Raw genomic sequence first — 21,915 nt, forward strand, 5'->3', positions numbered from 1 at the left:
GAAACCGCAGAAGCGGTTTTGCCGGTATCAAAAGATACCGCATGAAAGAATCGGTGGAGCGGTAGTTCAGTTGGTTAGAATACCTGCCTGTCACGCAGGGGGTCGCGGGTTCGAGCCCCGTCCGTTCCGCCACTTATTTGATTATGCCTGCTAAAACTAGCAGGCATAATGTTAAGCACGATTTAGGGGCGTAGCTCAGTTGGTAGAGCACCGGTCTCCAAAACCGGGTGTCGCGAGTTCGAGTCTCTCCGCCCCTGCCATATTAGAAACCCTTTGCGAAAGCGAAGGGTTTTTTTTGCTTCAAATTTTCCTCAAACAACCTCGTTTATCACAACATCTTGCCTAATACTCCTGCCGAAACCGTTCCCATTTTAGACATTTTTAGCTGAATCCATGCACAAATTGGTTGTAATACCAGGGTGTGATAGCGCTCATCATTCCAATCTGCAGTTCAGCTACATCTTATTAGCCCTAAAGTTTTTTGGGCACATCTCACTAAAGCGAATATACCAACAGCTATCTCTGCCTGAGTTTGTTGCATTCTGAGCAGAGCGAGGAGAAAAACATGTATAAGCGTTTACTGTTAGCGGCCGCCGTAAGCGGTGTGTTGATGGGGGCGGCTCAGGCTGCACCATTGGTTGTCGGCTTTTCTCAGATCGGTTCTGAATCAGGGTGGCGTTCGGCAGAAACCAAAGTGTCGAAACAGGAAGCGGAGAAACGTGGTATTACGCTGAAGATCGCTGATGCGCAACAGAAACAGGAAAACCAGATTAAAGCGGTAAGATCTTTTATTGCACAAGGTGTTGATGCCATTTTCATCGCACCCGTGGTTGCCACCGGCTGGGCTCCGGTACTGCAAGAAGCGAAAGAAGCCAAAATCCCGGTCTTCTTGCTGGACCGTATGATCGAAGTGAACGACCCGTCGCTGTATACCGCCGCTGTGGCTTCAGATAGCGTGCATGAGGGCAAGGTCGCAGGGGAATGGCTGGTAAAAGAAGTGGCTGGCAAACCTTGTAACATTGTTGAACTGCAGGGGACGGTAGGATCCAGCGTGGCGATCAACCGCAAGAAAGGCTTTGCTGACGGCATTGTTTCTGCCGATAACCTCAAAATCATTCGTTCACAGTCCGGTGACTTTACCCGCAGTAAAGGTAAAGAAGTGATGGAAAGCTTTATCAAGGCTGAACAGAACGGTAAAAACATCTGCGCCGTTTATGCCCATAATGACGATATGGCGATTGGCGCTATTCAGGCTATTAAAGAAGCTGGTCTTAAACCAGGTTCACAAATCAAGGTTGTTTCCATCGACGGTGTACCGGATATCTTCAAAGCCATGATGAGCGGCGAGGCCAACGCTACGGTTGAACTGACGCCAAACATGGCAGGCCCTGCGTTTGATGCTCTCCTGGCGATGAAAAAAGACGGCACCCAACCAACAAAATTCATCCAAACCGAATCAAAGTTGCTGCAACCTGACACCGCCAAGCAGGAATTCGAAATGAAGAAAAGCATGGGTTATTGATGGCAACAGGCGGGATAAATGATGGCCACACCTCAGACAACGTTACTGGTAATAAGCGGTTTATCCGTTGAGTTTCCGGGCGTAAAAGCGCTGGATCAGGTCGATTTTACGTTACAGCGCGGCGAGGTTGTGGCGCTTCTGGGGGAAAATGGTGCGGGGAAATCGACGTTAATCAAAGCATTAACCGGGGTTTACCCGCGTTCCGCTGGTGAGATTCGCTTGGAGGGTAAAGCCATTGCGCCGCAAAGTACCGCTCAGGCGCAGGCGCTGGGTATTGGCACGGTTTATCAGGAAGTTAACCTGCTGCCGAATATTTCGGTAGCGGCTAACCTGTTTATTGGCCGTGAACCCACCCGTTTTGGTCTGATCGATCAAAAAACCATGCTGCGTAATTCACAACAACTGCTCAAGGGTTATGGCCTGGAGTTGGATGTCAGCCAGCCGCTAGGCAATTATTCGATTGCCATTCAGCAAATTGTTGCCATTGCCCGGGCCGTCGATCTTTCCGCCAAAGTGTTGATTCTGGATGAACCTACCGCCAGCCTGGATGCAAAAGAAGTCACCATGCTGTTGGATATTCTGAGCCAGTTGCGATCGCAGGGCATGGGGATGATTTTTGTCACCCATTTCCTTGAGCAAGTATATCGCATCAGCGATCGTATTACCGTATTGCGTAACGGCAAACTGGTAGGAACCCGCATTACCGCCGAGTTGCCCCGGCTTGAACTGGTGCAGATGATGCTGGGACACAGTTTTGATGAAACCTTGCTGAAGCGCGCTGCGCATGAGGCGGTACAGGCTGCGCCGTTGGTGGCGTTTAGCGGCTATGGTCGGCGTGGTATGGTTGAACCGTTCGATCTGGCGCTGCGCCCAGGTGAAATTGTCGGCTTGGCAGGCTTACTGGGCTCAGGCCGCACCGAAACGGCACAGTTGATATTTGGTATCAAGAAACCGGACAAAGGTCAGGCAACCGTCGAGGGCAAGCCGGTGGAGATCCGTACGCCGCGTAAAGCTGCCAGCCTGGGATTTGGCTATTGTCCGGAGGATCGTAAAACCGACGGGATTGTCGGTGCCGCAACGGTAAGGGAAAACATCATTCTGGCTCTGCAAGCGCAGCGTGGTTGGCTGAAGCCTTTACCTCTGCGTGAACAAACCAAAATTGCCGAAAGCTTTATCCAACTGCTGGGCATCCGTACGCCGGGGCCGGAACAGCAGATTCAGTATCTTTCTGGCGGTAACCAACAGAAGGTGCTGCTTTCACGCTGGCTGGCTACCAAACCCCGTTTTCTTATTTTAGACGAACCGACGCGCGGTATTGATGTCGGGGCGCATGCGGAAATTATCCGCCTGATAGAACGGTTGTGCGATGAAGGGCTGGCACTGCTGGTGATCTCCTCAGAACTGGAGGAACTTGCAGGCTACGCCGATCGTATCGTGGTGCTGCGTGACAGAAAGCATGTGGCGCAGCTCGATCATGATGCTATTACGGTTCCCGCCATTATGCAGGCTATTGCAGTGCAACAGGGGGCAGGATGAACCACAGGAGTTTTTCCATGACCGGTGGACCGCGCAAGATCAGATGGACTATGCCTACAGGGGCGACGCAACTGGGGGCGCTAGCGGTCATTTTGATCATAGATAGCCTGGTCGCTCCGAACTTTTTCTCGATTCATATTCAGGATGGGCGCTTGTTTGGCAGCGTTATTGATATTCTCAATCGCGGAGCCCCAGTTGCATTATTGGCGCTAGGAATGACGTTGGTGATTGCCACCGGCGGCATTGATTTGTCCGTTGGTGCTGTCATGGCGATCGCGGGCGTGACCGCTGCCACGATGACCAGCGCAGGATACCCATTGGCCTATGTTTTAGGGGCGGCATTGATTGTGGGGGCACTGTGCGGCTTGTGGAACGGTTTTCTGGTAGCAGTGCTACAAATACAACCGATTGTGGCCACATTGATGCTGATGGTGGCCGGGCGTGGTATTGCCCAACTGATTACTGAGGGGCAGATTGTCACCTTCGAGCGTGAAGGGTTGGCACAATTGGGCAGTGGTACGCTGATGTATTTGCCGATGCCGGTGATTATTGCTGTGGTAATGCTACTGCTGATTTGGTTGTTAACGCGCAAAACGGCGTTGGGGCTGTTTATTGAAGCGGTAGGTATCAATTTACGCTCGGCGCGCAATGCGGGTGTCAACACGCAGTGGGTCGTTATCGCGGTGTATGTCATCTGTGGCCTGTGCGCAGCGGTGGCCGGGATTATTGTTACGGCGGATATCCGTGGGGCTGATGCCAATAATGCCGGCTTATGGTTGGAGCTGGATGCGATTCTGGCAGTGGTGATTGGCGGAGGATCGTTATTAGGCGGACGTTTCAACCTGTTGTTGTCGGTGGTAGGAGCCTTGATTATCCAAGGAATGAATACCGGCATTCTGCTTTCCGGCTATAAACCTGAATTCAATCTGGTGTTGAAGGCGATGGTGGTATTGGCGGTGCTGATGGTGCAATCCCCGAGTGTTTCATTACACCGGCTGTGGCGGAGACGGAAACCATGATGAAACGTAATTTGCCGTTGTTAATCACGATCGCGGTTTTCCTGCTTGGTTACGCTTTTTGCCTCAGCCAGTTTCCTGGTTTTGCCTCAACGCGCGTGTGGTGCGATCTGCTGACCGATAACGCGTTTCTCGGTATTGTCGCGGTGGGGATGACCTTTGTGATCCTGTCCGGCGGGATCGATCTGTCGGTCGGGTCAGTGATTGCTTTTACCGGTGTACTGCTGGCGAAGCTGATTGGCAGCTACGGTATTGCCCCTGGCTATGCTTTTATGATTGCGCTGCTGATGGGAGCCTCTTTTGGTGCCTTGATGGGGTGGATCATTGATGCTCTCAAGCTCCCGGCATTTATCATCACTCTGGCAGGTATGTTCTTCGTTCGCGGTATGAGTTTTATTGTCTCGGAAGAGTCGATACCGATCAATCACCCGCTGTATGCCACGCTGGCAAACTATGCCTGGAAACTACCGGGTGGCGGGCGGCTTACCTTGCTGGCGTTGGTGATGTTGTTGGTAGTGGCAATAGGTATGGTGTTGGCGCACCGCACACGCTTTGGCCATAACGTCTATGCCATCGGTGGCAACCCGGTTTCTGCGGCGTTAATGGGCGTGCCGGTGCAGCGCACGACGGTATTGATTTACCTGCTTTCCAGCACATTGGCGGCGCTGTCCGGGATTGTCTTTTCGCTATATACCTCGGCGGGCTACGCGCTGGCGGCCAGCGGCGTTGAACTGGATGCCATTGCAGCGGTAGTCATCGGCGGCACGCTGCTGACCGGTGGTGTCGGCACCATACTGGGAACTCTGTTTGGCGTGTTGATTCAAGGGTTAATCCAGAGCTATATCACTTTCGACGGTACGCTAAGCTCTTGGTGGACCAAAATTGTCATCGGCATCCTGCTGTTCTGTTTTATCGGCCTCCAGAAGGCAATGAGCGCGTTTTGGCTGACAAGAAGGGCGAAACCCGGTCAACCACGGCTGAAGCCGCTATAGCGCTTTAGGCTGCGGTATTTAAAGGTATTTTCAGCAGTTGGCGGATAAGCGGCTGCTGATCGCTGTTTTGCAGCCACACGGCGTATAGCGGGCGAACGATGGCAGGTGTATCGGCCGCTACAACCAACTGTGGGTACTCTTTTTCCCACCGGCTGGGCAGAAAGGCACAACCTCCGGTGGTTTCCAGCAGTTGACGCGTCAGATGTGCCGAGGTAGTGGTCAGCACCGGCATGGTTTCGCTGTCCAGCATCCGGCTTTCCTGTTGGTGAAAGTCTGCTCCCCATTCCAGCTTGATATAAGGCATCGGTGCCTGCTTGTCGCGCAAGGCGGAAGAAAATAGCCGTAGCGAGAAGTTACCCAGCAGTTGGCTCGCCAACTCCTCCATTTTTGGCGGCTCGGTGGTAATCAGTAAATCGAGCTGTCTTTCATGCAGCTGTTTCACCAGAGAATGGCGTAACGCGATTCTGGCCTCCAGTTGCAACGCTTCCCGCTGTTGGTAGAGCGATTGCAGCCAGGGTGTCAGATAAGCCTCCCACAACGACGCGGTTGCGCCGATCGAAAGCTCGGTGTGCTGCAACGATCGCACCACTTCCTTTTTTGCCAACTGCCAAGTGTTCATCAGGCTTTCAGCGTAGGGCAGCAGCCGTTCACCGGCTGGCGTCAGGCGGATATTATTACGGTGACGGGTGAATAAATTTGCACCTAATTGATTTTCAAGCTGGCGGATGCGGAAACTCACCGCAGACTGCGTTAAGTACAGGGATTCCGCTGCCCGGCCAAAGTGACGCGTTCTACTGACCTCCAAAAAGGTTTTCAGTAATTCGGTATCCACACCTGTCTCCAAAATTTTTTGTCGTTAGGATTTAAATGTTTTGTTTTACACAATGTCAAGCCTATCTAATACTCCGCGCCATAAACAGCACGGCCATGAGAGAATTAGGAGCGTGTCAGATGGCGGATAGCTTCATCACGACCAATCGTTTTTTTGATAATAAACACTATCCTCGCGGGTTCTCCCGTCACGGCGATTTCACCATTAAAGAAGCGCAATTGCTAGAGCGTTTCGGGTATGCGTTCAACGAGTTGGATGCAGGCAAACGTCAACCAGCCACTGAAGAAGAACAACAGTTCGTCGCAGTGTGCCGCGGTGAGCGTGAGGCCGCCACCGAGCAAGAGAAAGTATGGGCCAAGTATCTGGCGCGCACTCGCCGCCCGAAAAAGTTCCATACGCTGTCAGGCGGCAAGCCGCAGGCGGATGCGGTGGAAGATTACACCGACAGCGACGATTGATCACCATGGGGCCTTTGGGCCCCATTTTTTTACTCCAGGCTGCGGTGCAACTGCAGTAACAGCCGATCCATGCTGCGATAGCTGAGGGCTTCGCTCAGGTGGCGTTTATCGATATCCTTCTCCCCGGCTAAATCTGCCAGCGTGCGCGCCACTTTTAGGATGCGATGCCAGGCACGAACCGACAGCCCCAGCTTACTCAGTGTCGCTTCCAGAAAATCGGCTTCTGCCGCCGGCAAGTGGCAATCCCGATCCACTTCTCGGTTATTCAATAGCGCATTCACCTTGCCTGCCCTGGTCAGTTGCCGTTCGCGTGCCTGCAACACCCGCTGGCGCACCTGCTGGCTGCTTTCACCGACGCTGCGTTGCTTACCCAGCATCCCCGGCGGTAACAACGGCACTTCAATCGACAAATCAAAACGATCGAGAAACGGGCCGGAGAGCCGCCCAAGATAGCGCAGGATCTGTTGTGGCGGCGTACGATTATGCACGCCCTGGTAGTGGCCGGTTGGGCTGGGGTTCATAGCTGCAATGAGTTGCACCCGTGCCGGGAAGCGTACTTTGGCTGCGGCGCGTGAAATCACGATCTCGCCCGATTCCAACGGTTCACGCAGGGCATCCAGCACCCGTCGTTCAAATTCCGGCAACTCATCAAGAAACAGAACGCCATTATGCGCCATAGAAATTTCCCCCGGCCGGGGCAGTGAACCTCCACCGACCAGTGCCGCCATAGAAGCGCTGTGGTGGGGCGCGCGGAATGGCCGCTGTCGCCATGGCAGCGTTTCATCCGGGTGATGCAACAAACTGGCGACCGCAACGCTCTCTAGGGCTTCCTGATCGCTCAACGGGGGGAGTAATCCATTGAGTCGACTGGCCAACATGGTTTTGCCCGTGCCCGGCGGGCCGAGTAACAACAGGTTATGGCCACCGGCGGCGGCGATTTCCAATGCACGCTTGGCCTGCTCTTGGCCGATGATCTCCTGCAGATCGGCGGTTTCTGCCGGCGCTTCAGCCGCAGGCGGAGCGACAGCGTTCGGCAGCTCTCCTTTTCCTTGCAGGAAGGCGCAAACTTCCAACAAGTGTTCCGCTACCCGCGTGTTGTTATCTGGCAGCAGGCCCGTTTCTTTGCCGTTGGCTGTCGCCAGAATCAACCCCCGGCCTGCTTCTGCTGCCGCTATTGCTGCTGGGATCGCCCCGTTGACGGCTCGCAGCGCGCCCGAAAGCGCCAACTCGCCGAGAAATTCATAGCGCATCAGTTGGTCGACAGGAAGCTGCTCTGAAGCGGCGAGGATCGCCAGTGCAATCGGTAAATCGTAGCGCCCACCTTCTTTAGGTAAATCGGCGGGTGCCAGGTTGACGGTGATCCGCTTGGCCGGAAAGGTGAAGCCATTGTTGATCAGCGCGCTGCGTACCCGATCGCGCGCCTCTTTTACCGTGGCTTCTGGCAGGCCGACTAATGCCAGGCCGGGTAAGCCATTGCTGATATGAACCTCCACGGTGACCGACGGTGCCTGAACACCGATAGTGGCGCGGGTATAAACGACCGCCAGTGACATATTGCTCTCCTTGCTGAAGGTCACATGATGCGGGAGCTGCGGAAGAGATGCGCGCGTGTAATGACTCACTTGCGCGGTGCTTGGTAATTAAAAATCATTAGTTTCATTTAATTAACAGTATGTTGCGATATGGTGCGCATTTTGCCGCAATACCCATTAACAATTACGCTAAGGCTGCAACAAATTAGCAGGCTAAGTAAGTTGCAGGCGAGTGCTAATTAGGTGTAATTAACAATTGGTTAAAATAAAAATCACTTCATTAACAAAGTGTCGGTCGCTACGGCCTGCGCTCAACATGACTTCGTACTCTACGGTAGGGATAGCACTATGTTTGGTTGGACCGCGCTGCAACGCAATGCAGCAATTGCCAGCTTTTCAAGCTGGACGCTCGATGCTTTCGATTTCTTTGTATTGGTATTCCTGCTCAGCGACATCGCCAAAACCTTCCAGGTGGGTATCGAGGAAGTGACGTTGGCGATCCTGCTCACCTTGGCCGTACGCCCGATCGGCGCGCTGATCTTTGGCCGTGCGGCAGAAAAATATGGCCGTAAACCGATTCTGATGGTCAACATCGTGTTTTTCTCGGTGTTCGAACTGTTGTCTGCGGCAGCACCATCATTGATGGTGTTCCTGCTGCTACGTGTGCTGTACGGCGTGGCGATGGGTGGCATCTGGGGCGTGGCATCATCATTGGCAATGGAAACCATTCCAGACCGTTCACGTGGCCTGATGTCGGGGATCTTTCAGGCGGGCTATCCATTCGGTTATCTGTTGGCGGCGGTGGTATATGGCCTGCTGTTCGAAGTGGTCGGCTGGCGCGGGATGTTTGTGATTGGTGCCGCTCCGATCCTGCTGCTGCCGTTTATTTACTATTGTGTGCAGGAATCACCGGTGTGGCTGGCGGCACGTGCACGTAAAGAGAGTACGGCATTACTGCCGGTGCTGAAGAGCCACTGGAAGCTGTGTATTTATCTGGTATTGCTGATGGCGGCCTTCAATTTCTTCTCTCACGGTACGCAGGATATGTACCCGGCATTTCTGAAAGTTCAGCACGGTTTCGATCCTAAAACCGTCAGTATCATCGCTATTAGCTACAATATTGCGTCGATCATCGGCGGTATTTTCTTTGGTACTTTGTCAGAAAAAATCGGCCGCAAGAGAGCCATTATGATTGCCGCACTGCTGGCTTTGCCGGTGATCCCGCTGTGGGCATTCTCCAGTGGCTCGCTGATGCTGGGGATTGGCGCGTTCCTGATGCAGTTTATGGTTCAAGGTGCCTGGGGCGTGATCCCAACCTATCTCAATGAACTGGTGCCAGCGAATACCCGTGCGGTTCTGCCGGGCTTTGTCTATCAGTTGGGTAATCTGATTGCTTCGGTTAACGCCACCTTACAGGCTTCTATTGCTGAACATCATGGGCACAATTACGGCCTGGCGATGTCGATGACCGCCGGTACGGTGGCGATCATGATCGCAGTGCTGGTGTTCTTTGGCAAGGATACGCGCGGTAAGGCGATTGCGCTGGATGCCAAAGCACCAAGTGAAGGTGTTACCATTTGAATTATGGGTAGTTTGTTCGAGGTATGACCAGATGGCGATGAATAATAAAGCAAAAAAATGTTGTCATACCACCTGCTGCTATGGTAACTCTGTAGGTATTAGTTCGACGCGAGCACAGTGAACAAACCCATTATGAAAGCCTTTATCCAAGTGATTAGCCTAGTCGTGATTAGCGTGGTGGTGATTATTATCCCACCGTGCGGGGCTGCACTTGGACGAATAAAGGCTTAGAAAACAAGCCGGAATCGCAAGAGAACCCCCCGCACCGTCAGGTCCGGGGGTTTTTTTATGCCAAGAGAAAAGCAAAACGAGGAGCAGAGAATGAACAACGGAATAAAATCCTGCCTTTCCCGCAGTAAGGCGGGGAAATAACCATGAATGGTGCTCAGTGGGTAGTTCAAGCGTTGCGTGCGCAGGGAGTGGATACGGTATTCGGCTATCCGGGCGGCGCAATTATGCCGGTCTACGATGCATTGTATGACGGCGGGGTAGAACACCTACTGTGTCGCCATGAACAGGGTGCTGCGATAGCCGCCATCGGTTACGCCCGTTCCAGTGGTAAAGTCGGCGTATGTATCGCCACCTCCGGCCCTGGTGCCACTAACCTGATCACCGGTCTGGCGGATGCGTTGCTGGACTCGGTGCCGGTAGTGGCTATTACCGGTCAGGTCGGTTCTGCGTTGATTGGTACCGATGCTTTTCAGGAGATCGATGTTCTGGGCTTGTCTCTGGCCTGTACCAAGCACAGTTTCCTGGTGGAATCACTGGAAGCGCTGCCTGGCATCATGGCAGAAGCCTTTGCTATTGCCACCAGCGGCCGCCCTGGCCCGGTCTTGATCGATATCCCGAAAGACATCCAGTTGGCACAGGGCGATTTACCGCCTCACCTGATGCCGGTAGAAGCCGAACTGGAACACCCGGTTGCCGAACTGGCTCAGGCCACGCGGCTGCTGGCGCAGGCGCAGCGGCCAATGCTGTACATCGGTGGCGGTGTGGGGATGGCGCAGGCGGTGCCCGCACTGCGTGAATTTATTGCGGTGACCCAGATCCCTGCCGTTGCCACCCTTAAAGGGCTGGGCGCGCCCGATGCCGACCATCCGTACTATCTCGGCATGCTGGGTATGCACGGTACCAAAGCGGCCAACTTTGCGGTGCAGGAGTGTGACCTGCTGATCGCCGTTGGTGCCCGCTTTGACGACCGTGTGACCGGCAAGCTGAACGCGTTTGCGCCGCATGCCAAAGTGATCCACATGGATATCGATCCGGCAGAAATGAGCAAACTGCGTCAGGTGCACGTTGCTCTGCACGGTGATTTGAAAACCTTGCTGCCAGCTCTGCAACAGCCGGTGAATATCAGCGCATGGCAGCAGCGGGTGGCCGAGCTGAAAGAGATCCATGCCTGGCGCTACGATCATCCCGGTCAGCCAATCTATGCACCTCTGTTACTGAAGCAACTCTCTGAACGCAAACCGGCCAATACCATCGTGACCACTGACGTGGGCCAGCACCAGATGTGGGCTGCGCAACATATGACTTTTGATCGCCCGGAGAACTTCATCACCTCCAGCGGCCTGGGGACGATGGGCTTTGGTGTGCCTGCGGCGGTGGGTGCCCAGATGGCGCATCCTGAAAACATGGTGATCTGCGTGTCCGGTGACGGTTCTTTCATGATGAACGTGCAGGAACTGGGTACCATCAAACGCAAGCAGTTGCCGCTGAAAATCGTTTTAGTGGATAACCAGCGTTTAGGGATGGTTCGTCAGTGGCAGCAACTGTTTTTTGATGGGCGTTACAGCGAAACCAACCTCTCCGATAACCCTGACTTCCTGATATTGGCCAGCGCCTTCGGCATCCCCGGCCAGCGTATTACCCGTAAAGACCAGGTCGCAGACGCGCTCGATGCTTTGCTCAACAGCGAAGGGCCTTATCTGCTACAGGTTTCCATTGATGAGCTCGAGAACGTCTGGCCGCTGGTGCCGCCGGGCGCAGGTAACGAAACTATGTTGGAGAAAGTATCATGATGCAGCATCAACTCTCGATCCAGGCCCGCTTCCGCCCCGAAATGTTGGAGCGCGTATTGCGCGTGGTACGCCACCGTGGCTTTCAGGTTTGCGCCATGAATATGGCGGCGGGGATCAATCCTGACAATATTAATATTGAATTGACCGTTGCCAGCCAGCGCTCTGTGGATTTACTGTCATCACAGTTAAGCAAGCTGATGGATGTTTCCAGCGTTGAGGTTCAGCAACAACTATCACAACAAATACGCGCCTGATTGCGCCACAAGGAATGGAACAATGACAAAGAAAGCCGATTACATTTGGTTCAATGGTGAGATGGTTCCCTGGGCTGATGCTAAAGTACACGTGATGTCACATGCGCTGCATTACGGCACCTCGGTATTCGAAGGCGTACGTTGCTATGATTCCCACCTGGGCCCGGTAGTTTTCCGCCACCGTGAACACATGCAGCGCTTGCATGATTCGGCCAAAATCTACCGCATGCCGGTGGAGCAGAGCATCGACGAACTGATGGAAGCCTGCCGTGCCACGCTGCGCAAAAACAATCTGGTGAGCGCGTATATTCGTCCACTGGTGTTTATCGGCGATGTTGGGATGGGCGTTAACCCACCGCCTGGCTATAAAACTGACGTGATTATCGCTGCGTTTCCTTGGGGCGCGTATCTGGGCGAAGATGCGCTGGACCAAGGTATCGATGCGATGGTTTCTTCCTGGCACCGTGTGGCACCTAATACCATTCCAACCGCCGCCAAAGCGGGCGGTAACTACCTTTCTTCCTTGCTGGTGGGCAGCGAAGCACGCCGCCACGGTTATCAGGAAGGTATCGCGCTGGACGTTCACGGCTACATCTCTGAAGGGGCCGGTGAAAACCTGTTTGAAGTGAAAGATGGCGTGCTGTTTACTCCGCCATTCACTTCTTCTGCACTACCGGGTATCACCCGTGACGCTATCATCAGGCTGGCGAAAGACATGGGCTTCGAAGTGCGCGAGCAGGTGCTTTCCCGTGAGTCACTGTATCTGGCGGACGAAGTGTTTATGTCCGGCACGGCGGCGGAAATCACCCCGGTGCGCAGCGTTGACGGCATCCAGGTCGGCATTGGCAAATGTGGCCCAATCACCAAGCAGATCCAGCAGGCGTTCTTTGGCCTGTTCACCGGCAAAACCGCAGATAAGTACGGTTGGCTGGATCCTGTGAATCAATAACGACAGACATCAGTAAACGGGCGGCCCGTTCGCCGCCGGTAAAATGAATATATTTGGAGTGAATAAGCATGCCTAAGTACCGTTCCGCTACCACCACCCACGGCCGCAACATGGCGGGTGCCCGCGCATTATGGCGCGCGACCGGGATGACCGACGCCGATTTCGGCAAACCGATTATTGCGGTGGTCAACTCCTTTACCCAGTTCGTCCCGGGCCATGTGCATCTGCGCGACTTGGGCAAACTGGTTGCCGAACAAATCGAAGCCTCCGGCGGTGTGGCGAAAGAGTTCAACACCATTGCCGTGGATGATGGGATCGCCATGGGTCACGGTGGCATGCTCTATTCCCTGCCGTCGCGCGAACTGATTGCCGACTCGGTGGAATACATGGTGAATGCCCACTGCGCCGATGCGATGGTGTGTATCTCCAACTGCGACAAAATCACCCCGGGGATGATGATGGCAGCGATGCGCCTCAACATTCCGGTGATCTTCGTTTCCGGCGGCCCGATGGAAGCCGGTAAAACCAAGCTGTCTGACAAAATCATCAAGCTGGATCTGATCGATGCGATGATCCAGGGCGCGAACCCGAACGTCAGCGATGCCGATAGCGAGCAGATTGAACGCTCCGCCTGCCCGACCTGTGGTTCCTGCTCCGGTATGTTTACCGCCAATTCGATGAACTGCCTGACCGAAGCGCTTGGCCTGTCGCAGCCGGGTAACGGTTCGCTGCTGGCGACCCACGCCGATCGTAAAGAGCTGTTCCTCAATGCTGGTAAGCGCATTGTTGAACTGACCAAGCGTTACTACGAGCAAGACGACGAAAGCGCACTGCCGCGTAATATCGCCAACAAGGCGGCGTTCGAAAACGCCATGACGCTGGATATCGCCATGGGCGGCTCCACCAACACCGTGTTGCACCTGCTGGCATCGGCGCAGGAAGGCGAAGTCGACTTCACCATGGAGGATATCGATCGCCTGTCGCGCAAAGTACCGCATCTGTGCAAAGTGGCACCGAGCACGCAGAAATACCATATGGAAGACGTACACCGTGCGGGTGGTGTGATCGGCATCCTCGGTGAGCTGGATCGCGCTGGGCTGTTGAACCGCGACGTAGGTAACGTGCTGGGGCTGAGCCTGCCGCAGATGCTGGAAGCCTACGACGTGATGCTGACCAAAGACGAAGCGGTGAAAAAAATGTATTCCGCAGGCCCGGCAGGTATCCGCACCACGCAGGCATTCTCACAGGATTGCCGCTGGGATTCGCTGGATACCGACCGTCAGGAAGGCTGTATCCGCACGCGTGAGCATGCTTACAGCCAGGACGGCGGCTTGGCAGTGTTGTACGGCAACCTGGCAGAAGACGGCTGTATCGTTAAAACCGCCGGTGTGGATAAAGACAGCCTGATCTTCCGTGGCCCGGCCAAAGTGTTTGAGAGCCAGGAAGATGCGGTAGACGCCATCCTCGGCGGTAAAGTGGTGGCCGGTGACGTGGTGGTGATCCGCTACGAAGGGCCGAAAGGCGGGCCAGGCATGCAGGAAATGCTCTACCCGACCACGTATCTGAAGTCCATGGGCCTGGGCAAAGCCTGTGCGCTGATCACCGATGGCCGTTTCTCCGGTGGGACGTCGGGTCTGTCGATTGGTCACGCTTCACCGGAAGCGGCCAGCGGCGGCCTGATCGGCTTGGTGCAGGACGGCGATATGATCGCTATCGATATCCCGCAGCGTGGTATTGCTTTGGATGTGTCGGACAGCGAACTGGCTGCCCGCCGTGAAGCGGAACTGGCACGCGGTGACGCAGCCTGGACACCGAAAGCCCGTGAACGCCAGGTCTCTTATGCGCTGCGCGCTTATGCGACGCTGGCCACCAGCGCCGATAAAGGCGCAGTACGCGATAAAAGCAAGCTGGGAGGCTGATACAAATGGCGGAATCCCTTCCCTTATCCGGTGCCCCCTGTGGCGCGGAGTATCTGCGAGCGGTGCTCCGCTCGCCGGTTTACGAGGTGGCTCAGGTCACTCCGTTGCAGGCGATGGATAAAATCTCTGCGCGCCTCGGTAATACCATTCTAGTGAAGCGCGAAGATCGTCAGCCGGTGCACAGCTTCAAGCTGCGCGGGGCTTACGCGATGATTGCCAGCCTGAATGAAGAGCAGAGAGCCCACGGCGTGATCACTGCTTCGGCGGGTAATCACGCACAAGGCGTGGCGTTTTCCGGTAACCGGTTGGGGATCAAAACCCTGATCGTGATGCCGGTGTCCACCGCGGACATCAAAGTGGATGCGGTGCGCAGCTTTGGTGGCGAAGTGCTGCTGCACGGCGCCAACTTCGATGAAGCCAAAGCCAAAGCAATCGCACTTTCACAGCAGCAGGGGATGACCTTTGTGCCGCCGTTCGATCACCCGATGGTGATCGCTGGGCAGGGCACGTTGGCCATGGAACTGTTGCAGCAGGACGCGCATCTTGATCGGGTTTTCGTCCCTGTCGGCGGCGGTGGGCTGGCTGCGGGTGTGGCGGTGCTGATCAAGCAACTGATGCCACAGATCAAAGTGATCGGTGTCGAAGCGGAAGATTCAGCCTGCCTGCGCGCGGCGCTGGATGCGGGTCATCCGGTGGATCTGGCGCGTGTCGGGCTGTTTGCCGAAGGCGTGGCGGTGAAACGCATTGGTGACGAAACCTTCCGCCTGTGCAGCGAGTATCTTGACGATGTGATCACCGTTGACAGCGATGCGATCTGCGCGGCGGTGAAAGATCTGTTCGAGGACGTGCGGGCGATCGCCGAACCTTCGGGCGCGTTGGCGCTGGCCGGGTTGAAGAAATACGTGCAGCAGCACAATATTCAGGGCGAGCGCTTGGCGCACATCCTTTCCGGTGCCAACGTGAACTTCCACGGTTTGCGTTATGTTTCTGAACGCTGCGAACTGGGTGAACAACGCGAAGCTCTGCTGGCGGTGACCATTCCAGAACAGAAGGGCAGCTTCCTGAAGTTCTGCCAACTGCTGGGCGGCCGTGCGGTGACCGAGTTTAACTATCGTTACGCCGATGCCGATCATGCATGCATCTTCGTCGGTGTCCGTTTGACGCGTGGCCGCGCCGAGCGGCTGGAGATCATCAACGAGCTGAACAGCGGTGGTTATCAGGTAGTGGATCTGTCTGATGACGAAATGGCGAAACTGCACGTGCGCTACATGGTCGGCGGGCGACCGTCGAAACCGCTGCGCGAGCGTCTGTACAGCTTCGAATTCCCTGAATCGCCCGGTGCATTGCTCAAATTCCTACAGACGCTGGGGACTCATTGGAATATTTCCCTGTTCCATTACCGCAGCCACGGTACCGATTTTGGCCGCGTGCTGGCGGGCTTTGAGCTGTCGCAGAGCGAGCCGGAGTTTGATCAGCACCTGACGGCGTTGGGTTACGATTGCCACGATGAAACCGACAATCCATCATTCCGTTTCTTTTTGCAGGGCTGAAATCAGCGACAAGGACAGCGCATGGCTAATGAGTTCACCGGTTTCAGTCAGCAAGGGCTGAATTTTCTTCAGCAGGTGCGGATTGAGAACGACAAAGAATGGTTTGAAGCAAACCGCGATGTGTACGATCGTGAGCTGTTAACGCCGTTCCGCGCGCTGGTGGAAGCACTCAGCCCGGCGATGCTGGCTATCGATCCGTACTTCGAAACCCGGCCAGCGATCGGTAAAACGCTGTCGCGTATTCATCGCGACACGCGTTTCTCCCATGACAAATCGCGTTATCGCAGCCGCATGTGGCTGACCTTCAAACGGCCAAGCAAAGACTGGAAAGATGCGCCGGTGTATTTCTTTGAACTGGGGCCGGACATGCTGCGTTACGGGCTGGGTTATTACAGCGCCAACAAACCGACGATGGATCTGTTCCGCCACACCCTGCGGCACCGGCCACAACCGTTTCTAGAGGTGGCCGCGTGCTGTCGTGCGCCGTTTGAACTGGTGGGCGAAAGCTACAAACGACCGCTGGTGAAAGAGCAGACACCCGAGATTGCCACCTGGTACAACCGCAAATCTTTTGCGGTGATGGTCACCGACAGTCAGGTGGAAAAGTTATTCAGCGCCGATCTGATTTCCCTGCTGACGCAGGCTTTTCACCAGCTTGAACCGCTATATCACTGGCTGATGCAGGTGGAAGCGATGAAGCAGATCTATGAATGCCCGTCGTCTTTCAAACCGTAGCGTTGTTGGCTGCGTTTGCACACCCCAGTCACTTACTTGGGTAAGCTCCTGGGGATGTGCTCACTTGCCGCCTAGCTACAATTTGAAATCCATAGGGCATTGTTATCTTTGTCTTTCAAACCGTAGCGCGATTAGCTTCGCTTAAATTATTTTGGGTAGAGCAATTGCCAGAACGCCTCGATCAGCGGTTCGCTGAGGCGTTTTTTCTGCACGCAAACGCCCAGTTCGAACGGTTCAACCATGGAGATATGGTCCAGCGTTGAAATGCGGTTGCGTACCGGTTCCGGGCTGTTGTCCACCACCACGCTCGGGATCAGCGCGATGCCGCAGCCGAGGGCGACCATCGAGACAATCGCTTCGTGGCCGCCGACGGTGGCGTAAATCAGCGGGTTGGTAATGCGTTGGCGGCGGAACCACAGCTCGATACGTTTGCGCGAAGGGCCGTGCTCCGGCAGGATAAACGGCATATTGGCCCAATCCGGTTGCTCGGCAAAGGCCTGAGCGCGCACCGCGCACGGCAGGGCCGGGGCAATCAGCACCAGCGGGATCTCGCCGATCTGGGTAAATGCCACGCTAGTGGGCAGGGTTTCCGGCCGCCCGGCAATACCGAGATCGGCCTCGTTGGACTGCACTTTGTCCACCGCATCGGCGGCATCGCCGGTGGTCAGCTTGATTTCCACCAGCGGGTGCTGGGCGCGGAAGCGATCCAGGATCGGCGGTAAATGGCTGTAGGCGGCGGTGACAGAACAGAACAGCCGCAGTTCGCCGCTCAGCGAAGGACCGTGCTGGCCGAGCGCATGCTTTAGCTGCTGATATTGCAGCAGCGTTTGCTGGGCAAACACTTTCAGTTGTTCACCGGCATCGGTCAGTTGCACGGTGCGGTTATCACGCAGAAACAGCGGCTGCCCGAGAATTTCTTCCAGCCGTTGGATCTGGCGGGAAAGCGTGGACGGGCTGACGTGCATCGCCTTGGCAGTACGGCCAAAGTGATGACTTTCAGCAAGATGCAAAAACAGTTTTAGATCACGCAAATCCATATCAGTACGCTCGCAGTGAGAGTGTTGCATAAATTGCAATATCACATTCGTAATATATCAATTTAAGCAACGCAATTCCTGTTATACATTGAACGCAACCTATCCCGCATAAACAGAGCGGGGAATGAACCTTACATCTTACCGGAGTAAACCATGGCTAATTATTTCAACACATTGAACCTGCGTCAGCAGTTGGCGCAATTGGGTAAGTGCCGTTTCATGGCGCGTGACGAGTTTGCTGATGAAGCGGGCTACCTGAAAGGCAAAAAAGTGGTGATTGTCGGTTGTGGCGCGCAGGGGCTGAACCAGGGCCTGAACATGCGTGATTCCGGCCTGGATGTGGCCTATGCGCTGCGTAAAGAAGCTATCGAAGAGAAACGTGCTTCATGGCGCAAAGCGACTGAAAACGGCTTCAAGGTAGGCACTTACGAAGATCTGATCCCTCAGGCGGATCTGGTAGTCAACTTAACTCCAGACAAGCAGCACACCTCTGTAGTTCGCGCAGTACAGCCGCTGATGAAAGACGGCGCAGCGCTGGGTTACTCCCACGGCTTCAACATTGTTGAAGTGGGTGAGCAAGTGCGTAAAGACATCACCGTGGTGATGGTTGCGCCTAAGTGCCCAGGCACTGAAGTACGTGAAGAATACAAACGTGGTTTCGGTGTGCCGACCCTGATCGCCGTTCACCCGGAAAACGATCCAAAAGGCGAAGGCATGGCGATTGCCAAGGCATGGGCAGCGGCCACCGGTGGCCACCGTGCGGGCGTGCTGGAATCTTCCTTCGTAGCAGAAGTGAAATCTGACCTGATGGGCGAGCAGACCATCCTGTGCGGTATGTTGCAGGCGGGTTCTCTGCTGTGCTTTGACAAGCTGGTGGCTGAAGGCACCGACGCGGCTTATGCAGAAAAACTGATTCAGTTCGGCTGGGAAACCATCACCGAAGCGCTGAAGCAGGGCGGTATCACCCTGATGATGGATCGCCTATCTAACCCAGCGAAACTGCGTGCTTATGCGCTGTCTGAGCAACTGAAAGGCATCATGGCTCCGCTGTTCCAGAAACACATGGATGACATCATCTCTGGCGCCTTCTCCAGCGGTATGATGGCCGACTGGGCAGAAGACGACGTGAAACTGCTGACCTGGCGTGAAGAGACCGGTAAAACGGCCTTCGAAAACGCACCACAGTTTGCGGGCAAAATCAGCGAGCAGGAATACTTTGATAACGGCGTGCTGATGGTGGCTATGGTGAAAGCGGGCGTTGAGCTGGCGTTCGAAACCATGGTGGATTCTGGCATCATCGAAGAGTCTGCTTACTACGAATCACTGCACGAACTGCCGCTGATCGCCAACACCATCGCGCGTAAGCGTCTGTATGAAATGAACGTGGTGATCTCGGATACTGCGGAATACGGTAACTACCTGTTTGCCAACGCGGCAGTGCCGTTGCTGAAAGATTTCATGAAGACCCTGCAAGCGGGCGATCTGGGCAAATCTGTTGCTGGCACTTCCGTTGACAACGCGCAACTGCGTGACGTGAACGAAGCGGTGCGCAACCACCCAATCGAGTCTGTTGGCCGCAAACTGCGTGGCTATATGACCGATATGAAACGCATCGCGGTTGCAGGCTAAATACCCGTCGTCTTTCAAGCTGCAGCGTTGTTACCTGCACTATCTCACCCCAGTCACTTACTAAGAGTAAGCTCCTAGGGATGAGATAGTTTGGTGCCTAGCTGCAACTTGAAATCCATAGGGTATTAAGATTGGTTTTCGAGTCCAATAAAAAGGCCAGCATTGTCGCTGGCCTTTTTGTGTTCTAGCGGGCAGAGAAATTACTGCGGCATGGCTTCACGCGGGATGATGGCACCACGGTACTGAATCACCGTGCTGGCGGTCAGGTGGCCACGCTGTGCGGCGCTGACGGCATCGCCGCCGGTCAGGCGAATCGCCAGATAACCGGCACTGAACGAGTCACCGGCGGCGGTGGTATCAATGACTTTCTCTTTCGGCAGTTTCACCGCAGGCACGTCGTGTGTGGCTCCGTCTGCGCTGAACACCAGGCAGGAGTCCGCACCACGCTTGATCACAATCTCGCTCACGCCGAAATCGCGCGTGCGGCTCACCACCTGCTCAACCGGCAGTTGGCCCCACAGCAAATCTTCATCGTCCAACGTCAGGAAAGCAATGTCGGTGCAGGACAGGATATCGCGGTAGGCCTGCTGGGTTTCATCTTTGCTTTGCCACAGGCGCGGCCGGTAGTTGTTGTCAAAAATGACTTTGCCGCCGTTGGCCCGGCACTGGCGCAGCAAGGCCAGCAGTTTTGCTCGGCTGGCAGGGTTGAGGATCGCCACGCTGATGCCGCTGAGATAGATATAGTCAAACTGCGCCAGTTGCGCGCACAGATCTTCCGCCTGCGGACCATCCAGCCAGTAGCGGGCGGCGGCGTCGTTACGCCAGTAGTAGAAGGTGCGCTCACCGGTGTTGTCGGTTTCGATCACATACAGCCCTGGCAGCTTGTTTTCCAGTTGCTGAATCAGATCGGTTTTCACCTGTTCCTGCTGCCAGGCGTGCAACATCTCCCGGCTGAAGCTGTCGGTGCCGAGCGCGGTAACGTAATGCACGTTCAACGCCTGTTGTGGAACCTGACGGGCGATATAGACGGCGGTGTTAAGGGTGTCGCCACCGAATCCGCGGCTGAGATCTGCGCCTTTCTGCGACAGTTCGATCATGCATTCACCGATCACGGCGAGATTTTTGCTGTTCATGATAATCCCTGACTGAAGAGTTGAGTCTGACTGATGTGAGATACGTTTAGTCTCAACGCAAGGGCGGGGGCAGTCAATAGAAATAAAACGGCGTTTTAATTATTTTATGATCGCGATCGGGAAACACCGCGTTTCCCGTCGTCCATGAGTGAAAGGTGGGCTATTTGGCGGCTGCGCGCAGGTCCGTCACGCTCTTGCCGCCGATACCCCAGTTATCGGTATCCACCTCTTCGATCACCACCACGGTAGTCGCCGGGTTTTTACCCAGCGTATCGACCAGCAACTGGGTGACACCGGCGATCAGCTGTTTTTTCTGATCCGAAGTGGCACCTTCACGGGTAATTTTGATATTGACGTAAGGCATGGTTATTCCTCTTTTTATTGTTCAAGGTAAGAACCGATAATAGTCGATTACCTCAGCACCTGGCAGCTATGATCCTGAATCTCTTCTGCCGAAGCCATATTCAACCGCAGCAGATCACGTTTGACCGCCAGCAGCAGAAAATCACCTGCGGGCAATGCGGTCATCGCCAGGCCATAACTGCCCATGCTTTCGCGCGCGCCCGGTACGCCCTGTGCGAGTAAGTGAAAGGCTCCCGATTGCTTAAGCTCGGCTGCGCTGACGCGGCGTGCCAGATAGCTGTGCTCCAACAAACCACCAAGCAGTGGTTGCCACTGTTCGCTGATATCACCACTCAATTGTGCCAAGCGGGTTTTGACCTGCGGTTGCAGGCAGGAAATATGAATATGCAGCTGATTCTGCGTGCGGCCGTACTCTGAGTTGATCGCCAGCGAGAGGTTGGCATTGTCGATCGGCTTGCCGTATTTGTCCGCCATAAAATGGCGCGCTTGCCAGGCTAAGGCGAAAAAGTTTGGTGCATCGGGTTGCAGCACTTGCGAGCTTTCGATGCCGGTGATTTGAGTGCTGGGCAGCAACAGGAACTGTAGCGGCCCATTGCGATCCTTCAGTACCACAAACCCTGCCGCTTCATCCACCTGTGCGCAAGGTGCCGGATTGTTGCTTTGCTGCTGGTTCGGTAGGCACTGTTGGCTGACGATACGCCACAAGGCGTCTGGATGCGCCGGTTTCAGCCAGAAATAGAGCGCAAAAAAGATCAGCACCACTAGTGCAGCACACACAGCCAACCAACGGCGCAAGGACATAATGAGTTTCCGTAGAGAGGGGGTAGCAAACAGAATAGCCGGGTTTTATGACAAA

Annotated in this window: 20 protein-coding genes and 2 tRNA genes; 16 read left to right on the forward strand and 6 right to left on the reverse strand. The window is 55.0% G+C overall.

Annotation, left to right across the window (positions count from 1 at the left end; all coding sequences use genetic code 11):
• Positions 1–55: 55 nt before the first annotated feature.
• The 6 genes from AC2A1E_RS09765 to yjfF all read left to right on the forward strand — a co-directional run bounded on the left by AC2A1E_RS09765 (position 56) and on the right by yjfF (position 5,066).
• A tRNA-Asp gene (locus AC2A1E_RS09765) sits at positions 56–132 on the forward strand.
• Positions 133–184: 52 nt separating this feature from the next.
• A tRNA-Trp gene (locus AC2A1E_RS09770) sits at positions 185–260 on the forward strand.
• Between the two features lie 305 nt (positions 261–565).
• Entirely contained in the window at positions 566–1,522 is a 957-nt protein-coding gene (ytfQ, locus tag AC2A1E_RS09775; RefSeq protein WP_484383571.1) for a galactofuranose ABC transporter, galactofuranose-binding protein YtfQ, read from the forward strand.
• Between the two features lie 21 nt (positions 1,523–1,543).
• Positions 1,544–3,058 carry a galactofuranose ABC transporter, ATP-binding protein YtfR gene (gene ytfR / locus AC2A1E_RS09780; protein WP_484383662.1) on the forward strand — a complete coding sequence of 505 codons (1,515 nt, stop codon included), beginning with the start codon at positions 1,544–1,546 and terminating at the stop codon, positions 3,056–3,058.
• Complete coding sequence (gene ytfT / locus AC2A1E_RS09785; RefSeq protein ID WP_484383572.1) at positions 3,055–4,077, forward strand: galactofuranose ABC transporter, ATP-binding protein YtfT; 1,023 nt, start codon at positions 3,055–3,057, stop codon at positions 4,075–4,077. Before ytfR ends, ytfT begins: the two co-directional genes overlap by 4 nt.
• Positions 4,074–5,066 (forward strand): galactofuranose ABC transporter, permease protein YjfF, encoded by a 993-nt coding sequence (yjfF, locus tag AC2A1E_RS09790; protein ID WP_484383573.1) that lies wholly within the window; start codon positions 4,074–4,076, stop codon positions 5,064–5,066. The genes ytfT and yjfF overlap by 4 nt, the downstream gene beginning before the upstream one ends.
• Positions 5,067–5,070: 4 nt before the next feature.
• On the opposite strand, the gene hdfR is transcribed toward yjfF, so the two are convergent.
• Entirely contained in the window at positions 5,071–5,898 is an 828-nt protein-coding gene (gene hdfR, locus AC2A1E_RS09795) for an HTH-type transcriptional regulator HdfR (RefSeq protein ID WP_484383574.1), read from the reverse strand.
• Positions 5,899–6,017: 119 nt separating this feature from the next.
• Between hdfR and AC2A1E_RS09800 the strand changes: the two genes are divergently transcribed.
• On the forward strand, positions 6,018–6,356 hold the full coding sequence (locus AC2A1E_RS09800) for a MaoP family protein (protein ID WP_459400511.1): 339 nt from the start codon (positions 6,018–6,020) through the stop codon (positions 6,354–6,356).
• A gap of 29 nt (positions 6,357–6,385) precedes the next feature.
• Here AC2A1E_RS09800 and AC2A1E_RS09805 read toward each other — a convergent pair whose 3' ends face one another.
• Positions 6,386–7,909 (reverse strand): YifB family Mg chelatase-like AAA ATPase, encoded by a 1,524-nt coding sequence (locus tag AC2A1E_RS09805; protein ID WP_484383575.1) that lies wholly within the window; start codon positions 7,907–7,909, stop codon positions 6,386–6,388.
• A 327-nt stretch (positions 7,910–8,236) separates the two neighbouring features.
• On the opposite strand from AC2A1E_RS09805, the gene AC2A1E_RS09810 reads away from it, so the two are divergent.
• From AC2A1E_RS09810 to AC2A1E_RS09845, 8 genes are all read left to right on the forward strand, one after another.
• Positions 8,237–9,469, forward strand: a complete 1,233-nt coding sequence (locus AC2A1E_RS09810; RefSeq protein ID WP_484383576.1) for an MFS transporter — start codon at positions 8,237–8,239, stop codon at positions 9,467–9,469.
• Positions 9,470–9,601: 132 nt separating this feature from the next.
• Positions 9,602–9,700 (forward strand): ilv operon leader peptide, encoded by a 99-nt coding sequence (ilvL, locus tag AC2A1E_RS09815; RefSeq protein WP_459400509.1) that lies wholly within the window; start codon positions 9,602–9,604, stop codon positions 9,698–9,700.
• A gap of 143 nt (positions 9,701–9,843) precedes the next feature.
• On the forward strand, positions 9,844–11,490 hold the full coding sequence (gene ilvG / locus AC2A1E_RS09820) for an acetolactate synthase 2 catalytic subunit (protein WP_484383577.1): 1,647 nt from the start codon (positions 9,844–9,846) through the stop codon (positions 11,488–11,490).
• Positions 11,487–11,744, forward strand: coding sequence for an acetolactate synthase 2 small subunit (ilvM, locus tag AC2A1E_RS09825; protein WP_037403382.1), 258 nt, complete (start codon positions 11,487–11,489; stop codon positions 11,742–11,744). Before ilvG ends, ilvM begins: the two co-directional genes overlap by 4 nt.
• 22 nt (positions 11,745–11,766) lie before the next feature.
• Entirely contained in the window at positions 11,767–12,693 is a 927-nt protein-coding gene (locus AC2A1E_RS09830) for a branched-chain amino acid transaminase (protein ID WP_484383578.1), read from the forward strand.
• Between the two features lie 68 nt (positions 12,694–12,761).
• A complete protein-coding gene (gene ilvD / locus AC2A1E_RS09835) occupies positions 12,762–14,612 on the forward strand; it encodes a dihydroxy-acid dehydratase (RefSeq protein ID WP_484383579.1) in 1,851 nt (616 codons plus the stop codon).
• Between the two features lie 5 nt (positions 14,613–14,617).
• The gene (gene ilvA / locus AC2A1E_RS09840; RefSeq protein WP_484383580.1) at positions 14,618–16,162 is read left to right on the forward strand and encodes a threonine ammonia-lyase, biosynthetic; all 1,545 of its coding nucleotides are present in this window, start codon (positions 14,618–14,620) and stop codon (positions 16,160–16,162) included.
• 21 nt (positions 16,163–16,183) lie between these two features.
• On the forward strand, positions 16,184–16,897 hold the full coding sequence (locus AC2A1E_RS09845) for a DUF2461 domain-containing protein (RefSeq protein ID WP_484383581.1): 714 nt from the start codon (positions 16,184–16,186) through the stop codon (positions 16,895–16,897).
• 146 nt (positions 16,898–17,043) lie between these two features.
• On the opposite strand, the gene ilvY is transcribed toward AC2A1E_RS09845, so the two are convergent.
• Positions 17,044–17,934: an HTH-type transcriptional activator IlvY gene (ilvY, locus tag AC2A1E_RS09850; protein ID WP_484383582.1), complete on the reverse strand. Its 891-nt coding sequence runs from the start codon at positions 17,932–17,934 to the stop codon at positions 17,044–17,046.
• A 153-nt stretch (positions 17,935–18,087) separates the two neighbouring features.
• On the opposite strand from ilvY, the gene ilvC reads away from it, so the two are divergent.
• Entirely contained in the window at positions 18,088–19,563 is a 1,476-nt protein-coding gene (ilvC, locus tag AC2A1E_RS09855) for a ketol-acid reductoisomerase (protein WP_024910642.1), read from the forward strand.
• A 200-nt stretch (positions 19,564–19,763) separates the two neighbouring features.
• On the opposite strand, the gene kdgK is transcribed toward ilvC, so the two are convergent.
• The 3 genes from kdgK to AC2A1E_RS09870 all read right to left on the reverse strand — a co-directional run bounded on the left by kdgK (position 19,764) and on the right by AC2A1E_RS09870 (position 21,860).
• Positions 19,764–20,696: a 2-dehydro-3-deoxygluconokinase gene (gene kdgK / locus AC2A1E_RS09860; protein WP_484383583.1), complete on the reverse strand. Its 933-nt coding sequence runs from the start codon at positions 20,694–20,696 to the stop codon at positions 19,764–19,766.
• A gap of 160 nt (positions 20,697–20,856) precedes the next feature.
• Positions 20,857–21,060 carry a 2-hydroxymuconate tautomerase family protein gene (locus AC2A1E_RS09865; protein ID WP_484383584.1) on the reverse strand — a complete coding sequence of 68 codons (204 nt, stop codon included), beginning with the start codon at positions 21,058–21,060 and terminating at the stop codon, positions 20,857–20,859.
• Between the two features lie 47 nt (positions 21,061–21,107).
• Positions 21,108–21,860 (reverse strand): CDP-diacylglycerol diphosphatase, encoded by a 753-nt coding sequence (locus AC2A1E_RS09870; RefSeq protein WP_484383585.1) that lies wholly within the window; start codon positions 21,858–21,860, stop codon positions 21,108–21,110.
• Positions 21,861–21,915: the final 55 nt, after the last annotated feature.

The organism is Serratia sp. HNCC26DJ206 (assembly GCF_057180605.1).